The organism is Sphingobacterium sp. E70, assembly GCF_019285695.1.
Taxonomy (GTDB): Bacteria; Bacteroidota; Bacteroidia; order Sphingobacteriales; family Sphingobacteriaceae; genus Sphingobacterium; species Sphingobacterium detergens.
Genome location: NZ_CP079104.1, coordinates 3,493,571 through 3,504,937, shown reverse-complemented (window position 1 = coordinate 3,504,937; position 11,367 = coordinate 3,493,571). Strand labels below are relative to the sequence as shown.

At 40.1% G+C, this 11,367-nt stretch carries 11 protein-coding genes and 3 pseudogenes; 9 read left to right on the top strand and 5 right to left on the bottom strand.

The window, feature by feature from the left end; translation table 11 throughout:
- Nucleotides 1-381 precede the first annotated feature (381 nt).
- From KUH03_RS24730 to KUH03_RS24715, 5 genes are all read left to right on the top strand, one after another.
- Complete coding sequence (locus KUH03_RS24730) at nt 382-774, top strand: cytochrome c maturation protein CcmE (RefSeq protein ID WP_257097281.1); 393 nt, start codon at nt 382-384, stop codon at nt 772-774.
- A gap of 154 nt (nt 775-928) precedes the next feature.
- Complete coding sequence (locus tag KUH03_RS46625; protein ID WP_306429147.1) at nt 929-1,315, top strand: hypothetical protein; 387 nt, start codon at nt 929-931, stop codon at nt 1,313-1,315.
- Nucleotides 1,316-1,378: 63 nt separating this feature from the next.
- Nucleotides 1,379-3,250: a cytochrome c biogenesis protein CcsA gene (ccsA, locus tag KUH03_RS24725; RefSeq protein WP_306429146.1), complete on the top strand. Its 1,872-nt coding sequence runs from the start codon at nt 1,379-1,381 to the stop codon at nt 3,248-3,250.
- The gene (locus tag KUH03_RS24720; protein ID WP_257087261.1) at nt 3,250-4,011 is read left to right on the top strand and encodes a Rossmann-like and DUF2520 domain-containing protein; all 762 of its coding nucleotides are present in this window, start codon (nt 3,250-3,252) and stop codon (nt 4,009-4,011) included. Before ccsA ends, KUH03_RS24720 begins: the two co-directional genes overlap by 1 nt.
- Nucleotides 4,012-4,197: 186 nt before the next feature.
- Nucleotides 4,198-5,754 carry an FMN-binding glutamate synthase family protein gene (locus tag KUH03_RS24715; protein ID WP_120260122.1) on the top strand — a complete coding sequence of 519 codons (1,557 nt, stop codon included), beginning with the start codon at nt 4,198-4,200 and terminating at the stop codon, nt 5,752-5,754.
- A 134-nt stretch (nt 5,755-5,888) separates the two neighbouring features.
- Here KUH03_RS24715 and KUH03_RS24710 read toward each other — a convergent pair whose 3' ends face one another.
- From KUH03_RS24710 to KUH03_RS24700, 3 genes and pseudogenes are all read right to left on the bottom strand, one after another.
- Nucleotides 5,889-6,332: a MarR family winged helix-turn-helix transcriptional regulator gene (locus KUH03_RS24710; protein ID WP_257087260.1), complete on the bottom strand. Its 444-nt coding sequence runs from the start codon at nt 6,330-6,332 to the stop codon at nt 5,889-5,891.
- Nucleotides 6,333-6,618: 286 nt separating this feature from the next.
- A pseudogene (locus KUH03_RS24705) lies at nt 6,619-7,394 on the bottom strand (amidohydrolase).
- Nucleotides 7,395-7,476: 82 nt separating this feature from the next.
- Nucleotides 7,477-8,443: pseudogene (locus KUH03_RS24700) on the bottom strand (polyprenyl synthetase family protein).
- A gap of 92 nt (nt 8,444-8,535) precedes the next feature.
- Between KUH03_RS24700 and KUH03_RS24695 the strand changes: the two are divergent.
- From KUH03_RS24695 to KUH03_RS24680, 4 genes and pseudogenes are all read left to right on the top strand, one after another.
- On the top strand, nt 8,536-8,706 hold the full coding sequence (locus KUH03_RS24695; RefSeq protein ID WP_257087259.1) for a hypothetical protein: 171 nt from the start codon (nt 8,536-8,538) through the stop codon (nt 8,704-8,706).
- Nucleotides 8,707-8,737: 31 nt separating this feature from the next.
- Nucleotides 8,738-9,133: a glycosyltransferase gene (locus KUH03_RS24690; RefSeq protein ID WP_306429793.1), complete on the top strand. Its 396-nt coding sequence runs from the start codon at nt 8,738-8,740 to the stop codon at nt 9,131-9,133.
- 50 nt (nt 9,134-9,183) lie between these two features.
- Nucleotides 9,184-9,720, top strand: a pseudogene (locus tag KUH03_RS24685) (glycosyltransferase family 4 protein); the annotation flags it as partial.
- Between the two features lie 11 nt (nt 9,721-9,731).
- Entirely contained in the window at nt 9,732-10,046 is a 315-nt protein-coding gene (locus KUH03_RS24680; protein ID WP_373564841.1) for an iron-sulfur cluster assembly protein, read from the top strand.
- Between the two features lie 120 nt (nt 10,047-10,166).
- Here KUH03_RS24680 and KUH03_RS24675 read toward each other — a convergent pair whose 3' ends face one another.
- Together KUH03_RS24675 and KUH03_RS24670 are read right to left on the bottom strand one after the other, a co-directional pair.
- Nucleotides 10,167-10,313, bottom strand: a complete 147-nt coding sequence (locus tag KUH03_RS24675) for a hypothetical protein (protein ID WP_257087258.1) — start codon at nt 10,311-10,313, stop codon at nt 10,167-10,169.
- Entirely contained in the window at nt 10,298-11,176 is an 879-nt protein-coding gene (locus tag KUH03_RS24670; protein ID WP_257087257.1) for a cation:proton antiporter, read from the bottom strand. The genes KUH03_RS24675 and KUH03_RS24670 overlap by 16 nt, the downstream gene beginning before the upstream one ends.
- Nucleotides 11,177-11,367 lie beyond the last annotated feature (191 nt).

Genomic DNA, 11,367 nt, shown 5'->3' with positions numbered 1-11,367 from the left:
CAAATATAAATAATGTCGAAAAGTTGCATTATTCCTTTCTTCGCAAATCTATTTGTAATTTTGCATTCGATTAAGTGTCAGCTTTTGTCAGAATCAATGATTATAAGGGATTCATTGCGATCGATACACAAGCTTTTACTGGGAACATGAAAATCTCCGAAGGTTGGCACAATAGCATAAACAAATCATACGAATGAAACCGTCATCAGTTTTAGTTAGTTCAGATCAGCGTTCGAACAATTGCTCTTGACAGCTTCATTACCGATAAAAACAAATAATACTAATGAAACCATCATGATTTATTCAATCACATCGTGGAATGAGTAAATCTGATAGCTTCATCGCAAACAAAAAACAAATTAAACGGATGAAAAAAGTTCCATCATTCTAATCGCTATTATTGCAGTGGCTATTGCCATGATACTTGTCATCTATACGGATTCAAGTACCTACTCGACATTTACCGAGGCAAAAGAAAAGAAAACAGAACTATATGTGGTCGGCCAGCTCAACAAAGACAAGGTACTTCATTATGACCCGAAAACAGATGCCAACAAATTCAGCTTTTTCATGTATGACAATGAAGGTACAGAATGTGAAGTTGTATTCAGAGGTGCAAAACCTCAGGACATTGAGCGTTCAGAACAAATTGTATTGACGGGCAAAATGGACGGGAATGTGTTTAGAGCGAGTAAAATATTGATGAAATGTCCATCGAAATACAACGATAAATCGGTCGTGACGGAAATCAATGCCACAGCTTTCAATAATTAATTTGTAAAATCAATTTTTCAATGGACGTTAATTACGTTGGTGAGCACCTGCTACCTGGGCAGATCGGACAATTCTTTATTGTTCTTTCCTTTGGTGCCGCACTTTTATCTTGTATCGCTTATTTTTTCGCGACTAAAAACCCTGAAGAGACTTCATGGAAAAAGATCGCCCGCATTGGATTCTGGGTGAATGCAGTCTCCGTCGTAGCAGTCGGCGCAACTTTATTTTATATTATTTACAACCACTTTTTGAATATAATTACGCGTTTGCACACTCTTCGAGAGACTTACCTACCTATTATATCATTTCCAGTTTTTGGGAAGGACAAGAGGGTAGTTTCTGGCTCTGGATGTTCTGGCAGACCGTATTAGGGGCCATATTGCTCTTTAAAGCCAAGAGCTGGGAAACTTCCGTCATGACTTTTGTGATGCTCTGTCAAGCTTTTTTAGCCTCGATGATCATAGGGGTTGAATTACTGGGATTACGTATTGAAGCTCCCCATTCATCCTCTTACGTGATGCGATGGATTTCCCTATACTAAAGCAAGCAAACTATTTGTCCCTAATTAAAGACGGTAACGGCTTAAATCCACTTTACAAAATTATTGGATGGTGATTCACCCACCGACCCTATTCCTTGGTTTTGCTTCCATGATTGTTCCTTTGCTTATGCGACTGGAGCGCTATGGACCAAACGCTACAAGGAATGGATCAGTGCCACACTTCCGTGGGCGCTATTTGCTGTTATGATTCTTGGAGCTGGGATTATTATGGGTTCATTTTGGGCATACGAAGCACTTAACTTTGGAGGCTTCTGGGCCTGGGATCCTGTGGAAAATGCGTCTATTATTCCTTGGTTTACCTTGATCGCCGCAGTTCACGTGATGATCGCCTATAAAAACTCGGGACATTCTTATTTCACCGCGACATTCCTGGCTATGATCAGCTTTGTACTGGTGATCTATGCCTCCTACCTAACACGTAGTGGCGTCCTAGGTGAGACTTCGGTGCACTCGTTCACCGATTTAGGTATGAGTGGGCAGTTGATTTTGTTCAATGTAGCATTTTTAGTAATTATGGTCGTCTTTCTTGTCATTAAGAAGAAAGAGATGCCGATTACCGAAAAAGACGAAGAGATTTATTCGAGAGAGTTCTGGATGTTTATTGGTGCTTTGGTCCTGACTGTTGCCTGTGCACAGATCATCGCCTCCACTTCTATTCCGGTATTTAACAAAATATTCGGCACCAAGGTCGCACCTCCTTTAGATCCAATCCAACATTATAATAAATGGCAATCCGGATTCGCCGTTATTGTCATGATCATGACTGGCTTTACCCAGTTTTTAAAATACAAACGCAGCGATAGCCGTAAATTTTTGGCTTCTACTGTAGCATCTCTCGCTGTAGCCATTATCCTGACAGCAATTATTTCATATTTTACCAAAACATATACCAACCTGATCTATATCCTGATCACCTTTGCCAGCATCTTCTGTATTCTGGCGAATATCCGGGTATTGGGTGATGCAGTCAAAGGTAAATGGAAATTGGCGGGTTCTTCCGTCGCTCATATCGGTTTTGGACTATTACTTATCGGAGCTATGGTTGCCGCAGCAACAAACGAGGTTATCTCTGTCAACAATACGGGCTATATCGCTGTATCTGGCTTTGACAAAGTCGAAAAGCCGGGAGAGAACCTATTCTTAACCGAAGGAGAACCTGTACAAATGGGCGAATATAAAATCACCTATATCGGTGATAGCATTGCTGCGCCAAATACCTATTACAAAATCAAATACGAACGCGTTGATGAGGAAACAGGTAAAGTAAAAGAACAATTTGTACTACAACCTTTCGCACAAAACAATGCCAAAATGGGTGGTTTGATAGGTACTCCAGCAACCAAACATTACATCACGCATGACGTATATACGTTGATTACTGCTGCGGCAGCGGAGAGTCAGGCACAACACTCGAAAACAGCGAACGAAGAGAAAACAGGCTTTGAGGATTACGAAGAACCTGCGACCTATCAAGTCAATATCGGTGACACCTTACGTTACCGCAATGGGTATTATGTGATTGAAGGGCTCAATAAAGAGGCTCAATTGGAGAAAATCCCAAAAGGTCCTAACGACGTCATGGTCGGATTAAAAATAAAAGTGGTTGCGGCGGATAATAAACAATACGACGTACAGCCCATTTACTTGATTAAGGATGGTGGAATCTATGATTTTAATAAAGATGTCACTGATCAAGGCCTTAAATTTAGGTTTACAGGTATCAAGCCGGACAAAGATAAATTGGAAATTATGGTCTATCAAAAGCCGTTACCTGAGAAAAAATGGGTAGTCTTCAAGGCAATCAAATTTCCATACATCAACTTCTTTTGGTGTGGAACGATTATCATGACCATCGGTTTTATCATGTCCATTGTCAGAAGAAATAAGGAAGAGAAACGAAAATTAGCGAAATAATGAACATTGCCATTTTAGGGAGCGGAAATGCCGCAACACATTTTGGACAAGCGTTTCAAGCGCTAGGACACAGGATCGTTCAGATCTATAGTAAAACAAAGGCCAATGCGGATGCATTGGCCTTTGCGCTTCATTGTCCCAGCACAGATCAGCTCAGCCAACTGCAGCGTGATGCAGATCTTTATCTTATCGCTGTGTCAGACCAGGCTATTCCTGCCCTTGCAGAAACGATGCCACAAGACATCAACGGGATTGTAGTACATTGTTCAGGAGCAACGGATCTAAATATCCTGGAGCGATTTAAGAATGCTGGTGTTATCTATCCACCACAATCGCTATCCAAAAATAAAACTATTGATTTTTCGGTGATTCCATTTTGTGTTGAAGGCAATAATGAAGGCAATACGGAGATTTTACTCCAGCTTGCACGTACCTTTTCAACTCGTAGTATCTATTGCAATTCAAAGCAACGGCTAGCAATCCATCTGTCTTCGGTCATGGTCAATAACTTCTCGAATATCCTTTATCAGTTTGCCTATGAGCTATTGGAAGAGCATAATATTTCCTTTGACCTGGTCAGACCGATCATTTTAGAAACGGCAGAAAAAGTACAAAATCATGTTCCAATAACAGTTCAGACAGGTCCTGCAATCCGAGGCGATGAAGTGACACAGCAAAAACATTTGAAATTTATTAGTAATAAACCGGATTTACAGCAAATCTATCAACTTTTATCGCAACAGATTACTAAAAGAAAATAGTTTATTAGAAACAGTTATAAACTTGTCAAAACTTATTCTAGCATAGTAATTATATCCATTTACTTGGGGAACTTTAGTACATTTGCTGTGTCCAAAAGCGCATTTTGGAATGCTAATTGAGCAGTAATATATTCAATTGGACTAAACATTAAAATAGCGAATTAAAACTAAACAATCGTATTTTCTATGGAAGTTAGAAAACTCATTATTTCAATAATGGTTGTGATTAATTTAATCATTGTATCATTTGGCTTTATATTTACATCAAGCTGGTTTTGGTTGTTGATCTTTCCATTCCCATTATTATTGATCGCCCTATACCATAGTTTCCAAACCAAACATGCGATTTTGCGAAACTACCCTCTTGTTGGATACTTTCGTTATATCTTCGAATCGATCCGCCCTGAATTGAGACAGTACTTTTGGGAATCGGATATGGATGGTCGTCCATTCAACAGAAGACAGCGTTCCATTGTCTATCAACGGGCAAAAAATCAACGTGAGACCGTCGCATTTGGTATGCAGACTGATCCACAGGCAGTCGGTAACGAATGGGCTGCACATTCCGTTTTCCCTTGTCATATCGAAAATCACGATTTACGTACGACTGTTGGAAATGAATCCTGTAAAAAGCCTTATAGCTTAAGCGTTTTCAATATCTCAGCGATGAGTTATGGTGCTTTGAGTAAAACGGCTATTACTGCATTAAACAAAGGTGCCGCCTTACAAAATTTCGCGCACAACACCGGAGAAGGTGGTATCAGTGACTATCACAATAACGGTGGTGATCTGATCTGGCAGGTTGGTACAGGTTATTTCGGCTGTCGTAATTCAGAAGGTAAGTTTGATGCTGAGCTATTTCGGGAGAAATCAAACCGTGAAAATGTCAAAATGATTGAGCTCAAGCTCTCACAGGGTGCGAAACCTGGTCACGGAGGTATTTTACCAGCCGCAAAAAATACACCTGAGGTTGCAGCAATACGCCACGTTATCCCTGGTACGGACGTCATGTCTCCTCCAGCACACAGTGCATTCTCTTCACCAACAGAAATGATGCATTTCATCCAGCACATGCGGGAATTATCTGGAGGAAAACCAATCGGATTTAAAATATGTATTGGTGACAAACACGAGTTTATGGACATCTGTCATGCCATGCAGAATACGCAGATCTTCCCAGATTTTATCTCGGTCGATGGTTCTGAAGGTGGTACAGGTGCTGCTCCCTTGGAATTTACGGACAACCTGGGGATGCCGCTTTACGATGCGTTAGCTTTTGTAACCAAAACGTTGATCGCATTTGGTTTGAAAAAACACATCAAAGTGATTGTATCAAGCCGTATTGTTACAGGTTTTGATATCCTAAAAGTGATTGCATTAGGTGCTGACGCCTGCTATAGTGCACGTGGAATGATGTTCGCTTTAGGTTGTATTCAGGCCTTAAAATGTAATGAAGACGTTTGTCCAGTAGGTGTTGCAACGCAACAACCGCACCTGTACAAAGGACTGGATGTTAATGACAAGTATGTACGCGTAGCCCAATTCCATCGCAATACATTGCGCGCTACCGTTGAGATTATGGAGGCCTGTGGTTTCAAAACCTTATCCGAAGTATCCGCAGATAAGTTCTACCGCAAAGTAGATGCGATACGGACCTTAAGTTTCCAAGAAATCTATTTTGGTACGGAAGGAAAACTGGTCAATAGTCATACGGATTTTGAAAGCAAACTTTTCGAAGACTAACCTTTCGATAAATACGATATACAAGAAGCCCTCAGTCGTTGTTAACGCTGAGGGCTTCCTATTTTTTTCTTTCCCCTATTGGTCTTTCGACCTAGATAATTTCATAATCAATGTGATCAGTAATTTATTCAATACTATTTCAGATTAAATAATACACGATGTAAGGCCGTATGAGATAGAGCAATCTGATCATCGGTCAGTCCACCCAAAGCCTGTTCGATCGTATTCGTAGCTTGCTTCATCCCCTCGTCTTTCATCTTCCGGCCAATTTTGGTTAAATAGATCAAATTAGATCGTCTATCATTTTTGTCATTGACACGGATCACCAGATTAAGTCGCTCCAGATTATTGATCAGGCGCGTTACACTCGGTTTATCCCGGAATGTCCGGATAGCTAATTCCTGCTGGGTCAGTCCCTCCTCTACCCACAGATTGTACATAATGCTCCATTGCTCCGAAGTAATACTTAATCCCGCTTCCTTGAGATTACGCTGTAACCTCCGCATCACTGCTATTGAGTACTTTCCAGTCAGGAAATTATAAAAATACTCTTGCGATACTAAATCTTGGTCTAACATATAAATAATGGTTATGGTTGTTTACGCAACTTATGTTGCTAATAAATATCATGCTCAAATCAAAACAAAGAAAACTAAACTTATTTTGGCTAATATTTAGCCTAAATTACGTTTTTCTACAGTTGTGTCAAACAAATTTTATCAACATGCAATAAATAGATGTTAATAAATCATCATAAACGATTTACAGTAGACTGAATTTAGGAATAAAAAGGAGACAAACAAAATAAATTGCTTGTCTTTATACCTAAATTATAAGAAAGATTAATCCGATTTTAAGAAAGAATTATCCGATTGTAAATGAATCTGAATCTCTTAAGAATGGGAATTTTTCCCGAGCTTCCAAGAGGTCATTCGGATTTAATGTAAAGGTATATAGATCTTCATCTTCTGGCTTATAATAGACGACATCACCTAATGGTGATATACACATTGATCCTCCAGAGTAATAGATATCGTTACCATCGTGTCCCACGCGGTTCACACCGACGACATAAGATTGGTTTTCAATGGCACGTGCCGGGATTAGTGCTCTCCAATGTGCAGAACGTTTATCTGGCCAGCTTGCTGTATAAACCAAGATATCGTAAGCCGCATTTTGATTCTTGGACCAAACCGGGAATCGGAGGTCGTAACAGATCATAGGGCAAATTTTCCAACCCTTGATATCCACTAAGATACGTTCATTACCAGGTTCAAAATATTCGCTTTCCTTAGACATGCCAAAAGATGGCGCTTATCGTATTTTACATATTTGCCATCAGGAAACATCCATAAAAAACGGTTGTAGTATTTCCCATCCTCTTCAATGATTAATGAACCTGCAACAACACAGTTTAATGAACTTGCCATTTCAAACAGCCATCTTGTGGTAGGACCATTGGCAGGTTCGGCACATTTCTCAACGTTATTCGTGAATCCCGTATTAAACATCTCCGGTAAGATAATCAAATCTGTTTTCTCACGTAAAGATGAAAGTCGCAACGCCAGATTATTCAGATTTTTTTCAATATTTTCCCAGAATAAATATGCTTGAAATACCGTGATTTTTAAAGGATCCATGAACGTTATCTAAAATTTATTTAATTATTTAGTACAAAATAGCCATTTATTGGCAAAATACGAATTTTAATAGAATTTCTATCTACTGTTGTCTTACCAAAAGATTGTTTGCTAACAGTAATAACGCTTCTTTACGTTCATTTGGTACATCTAGCGCATCCATTTTTTCAAATGCGCGCTGCGTGTATATATCTTTTAATTCATCCGCTACTTCCCGGACCCGATACTTATCATATAAGGTCAGCATATCTTCAACTTTTGTCGGAACGGACTCCACAGTTGAATGTAATAAGTGTTGCATCGTAGGAACATCCTCCTCGGCAATAACTTCCATCAGTTTAACCAATAGAAAGGTTTTCTTATTGATCATAATATCGCCACCGACGATTTTCCCGAAGGTATCCGGATCACCATAGGCATCCAATATGTCATCTTGCAATTGGAAGGCCAAACCAACATTTTCCCAAAATCGTAGATCAATTGTTGTTGTTGCTCGTTCGCTCCGGAAAGAATGGCGCCCAATTGTAACGCTCCGCCCAATAGTACCGATGTTTTCAAACGAATCATTTCCAGATATTCGGGCATAGATAATGATGCACGGCTTTCATAGTCCATATCCAATTGTTGGCCCTCACAGACCTCCATGGCTACTTTACTTAAAATCCGCAAAGTTGCGGGCAAATAAACCGGATTACATTTGGAGATTTCCTCATAAGCCTTCACCAATAATCCATCTCCAGAGAGAATGGCAATATTAGCATCCCATTTTTCATGGACAGTAGTTTTCCTCTTCGTAAAGGAGCTTTATCCATCAGGTCATCATGTATCAAGGAAAAGTTATGAAAAAACTCTACAGCCTTTGCTGCCGGAATAATTTCGTCCATCTCTTGCATACCGAATAACTCGGCCGCCATCAATGTTAGCACTGGCCTAACCCTCTTGCCGCCCAAAGTCAATATATACCGTATGGGATCATATAAATTTGTTGGAGTTTCAGGAAATTGACTTGTCTCTATCGCCTCTATCACGAGCTGTTGTAAGTGTTGCATATATCTTTACGATCGAATCATGCGAATATAGCAATAATCATATAGAAATGGCAATTTTGTGCCGCCAAAGCATTCGGGGCAAAATCGTACATTTGTATAAGTCTTTTGTTATGCGCATCCTAATTATCCATACATATTATCAAACAGCAGGTGGAGAAGACACTGTCTTTCAACAGGAATTGTCACTCCTCTCGCAAGATCACCAGGTACACACCCTGACCTTTCAAAATAAAAAAGCTGGCGAGGTGCCTTACAGACCTTAGGTTCCATCTGGAATATTTTCGCTGCGAATAGATTAAAAAAACAATCCGGGAATTCAGACCTGATGTCGTCCATCTCCACAATACACATTATGCCGCTGGACCAATTCTACTACGTACGATCGCCAAACAAGGTATTCCGCAAGTGATGACCCTGCACAATTTTAGGTTACTTTGCCCTTCAGCAACACTCTATCATCACAATCATCTGTTTCTGGATTCGCTAAAAGAAGAATTTCCCTGGACGGCAGTTAAGGAAAAAGCATTTAATGATTCCGTTATTAAAACATTCCTACTTGCCTTTAACTACTGGTTTCACCGCAAAATAGGTACATGGCAAAAGGTCAATCGTTATATTAACCTAAGCAGCTTTGCAAAGTCGATATTTGTTGACTCGACGTTAAGAGTACCAGAAAAAAGTTTGAAGTAAAAGCCAATTTTGTTTTCCCTTCAACTTTATCGGCAGAAAACCCGCAACCATATTTTATTTATGTTGGCAGACTGTCGGACGAAAAAGGCATATTAAATCTGATTGAGTCCGTAAAAGGAACGAATCTAGCGCTCCACATTATTGGCGGAGGGCCTCTTGAGGAGGAGGTCAAAAAAAGGATAGCAGATCATTCCAACATCAACTACCTCGGATTTAAACCCCGTTCCGAGATTTTACCACTCGTTGCCGTAGCACAAGCCCTTATCGTCCCCTCCATCTGTTTCGAGGGAATGCCAATCACAATCCTCGAGGCCTACTCCGTGGGAACTCCGGTACTCTGCTCAAACCTTGGGCCTTTACCTGAAATGATTATCCCGAATAAAACCGGGCAGACATTTGATCCACACAATAGAAACGAAATTGTAGCTTGCCTAACGCAATGGAATGCCAAACCAACCGATGAAAAAGATGAGATAAGAAAGACCTCTATGGCCTATTATTTTAGTAATTTTACTCCTGATATAAATGAGAGTAAATTATTAGCGATCTATAAAAACGCTATTGAAGATAAAAACATAAACAAATGAGTATTATTGTAATGGATAAACTGGGTTTGGCACCTCAAATCCAAGCGACACTGGAAACGATCTATGATCCTGAATTAAAACCAGCAAATATTGTCGATCTGGGACTTGTCTATGAAATTATTACCAAGGAAGATGGCATAGCAAAAATTGTCATGACACTAACGGCTCCGGGCTGTCCAGTTGCAGGAGAAATCATGAATGAAGTGCAGGAAAAAGTTGCTGGAATAGAAGGTATTAAAGAAGCCTTGGTGGAATTAACTTTTGATCCACCTTGGACCAAAGATATGATGTCTGAAGAAGCAAAGCTTGAACTTGGATTCCTGTAGACATTGTTTTAGAAAATATGAAATGCCTCCAAAAGACTATTTAGGAGGCATTCTTATGATGATGCTATTTTAGATATATCGTGCTTACTAGAGATCAGTGCGAAAAAAATAGCATTAGAATTATCCTGTACTATTATTTTCCAGATCGCTCAATTTCTTCAGCGGTTTGGCTGTATTGGCATCACTTCCAAATAGTAATTTCCATAGATTGCGGGATTCTTTGGTCAAGAGTGGCGACACGATGGAAAGGATCAAAACGTAAACCACAACAAATGATTGGATAACAGGGAGCAAAGCCCCGCTTTCCCGATATTGGCCATGATAATCGAAAATTCTCCCCGTGCAGACAGGGTAAAACCAATGTCAAAAGATGTTTTCGGTTTCATCCCAGAAAATTTCGCGGCAAAATAACCCGAGGCGAGATTACCCATCACAGTTACTAAGGCCGCTATCGATGCCCAAAATACAGCTCCTCCCAGCGACATGATATCTATGGATAGTCCGAAGCTAAAGAAAAACATCGCCCCAAAGAAGTCTTTATAAGGTAGCACCATTGCTTCAATTTTTTTGATATACTGCGAATCCGCCAGTACCAATCCTGCCATTAATGCACCAATAGCCTCGGCAACATGTATGGTCTCCGAAAATCCGGCAACGATAAAAAGCAATGCAAAGATGACCAGTATAAATAGTTCAGAAGTTTTTTCCTTTAACAAACGGTCTATTGCAGGTACCAACTTGCGTCCCAAAACCAAAAAGGCTAAGATAAAGCCCAATGCCAATAGGGAAGTCCCTGCAACAGTCCAAAATGAGCTACTACCTGTCAATATCAATCCCGAAAGAAAGGAAATATGCATGGCAATAAAGAGATCATCAAACATGATCATTCCCATAATAACCTCTGTCTCCGGATTTGCCGTCCGTTTAAGATCAGTGAGGACCTTCGCCACAATTGCTGTCGAAGAGCTCGTCATGATCCCACAAAGGACCATCATCTCCTTAAAAGGCATATCCATCAACCAGCCAATCAACAATCCCGAGGTAAAGTTAAGCAGGACATAGATTGTTCCTCCAGTTACGATGGCTTTACCAGATTTAATAAGCCGATTGACTGAAAATTCCAGGCCCAAATAAAACAGAAGAAATAATACCCTAGCCTGCCCATAAAATCTATAAAGGGTTTGCTTTCGGTAAATGTCAGATCCACCAACCCAATCTGCGGTGCGTGTTGACCCAAAACCATTCCTATAATAATGAAAAAGGAATAACGGAAAACTTAAGCTTGTTGGCAATCAATCCAACAATAGCAACAAGTCCGACA

Excerpts from the sequence above, each read along its gene's own strand:
- KUH03_RS46625 (WP_306429147.1), top strand. The coding sequence starts at position 929 with ATGGAAAAAGATCGCCCGCATTGGATTCTGGGTGAATGCAGTCTCCGT.
- KUH03_RS24720 (WP_257087261.1), top strand. The coding sequence starts at position 3,250 with ATGAACATTGCCATTTTAGGGAGCGGAAATGCCGCAACACATTTTGGA.
- KUH03_RS24715 (WP_120260122.1), top strand. The coding sequence starts at position 4,198 with ATGGAAGTTAGAAAACTCATTATTTCAATAATGGTTGTGATTAATTTA.
- KUH03_RS24710 (WP_257087260.1), bottom strand. The coding sequence starts at position 6,332 with ATGTTAGACCAAGATTTAGTATCGCAAGAGTATTTTTATAATTTCCTG.
- KUH03_RS24680 (WP_373564841.1), top strand. The coding sequence starts at position 9,732 with ATGGATAAACTGGGTTTGGCACCTCAAATCCAAGCGACACTGGAAACG.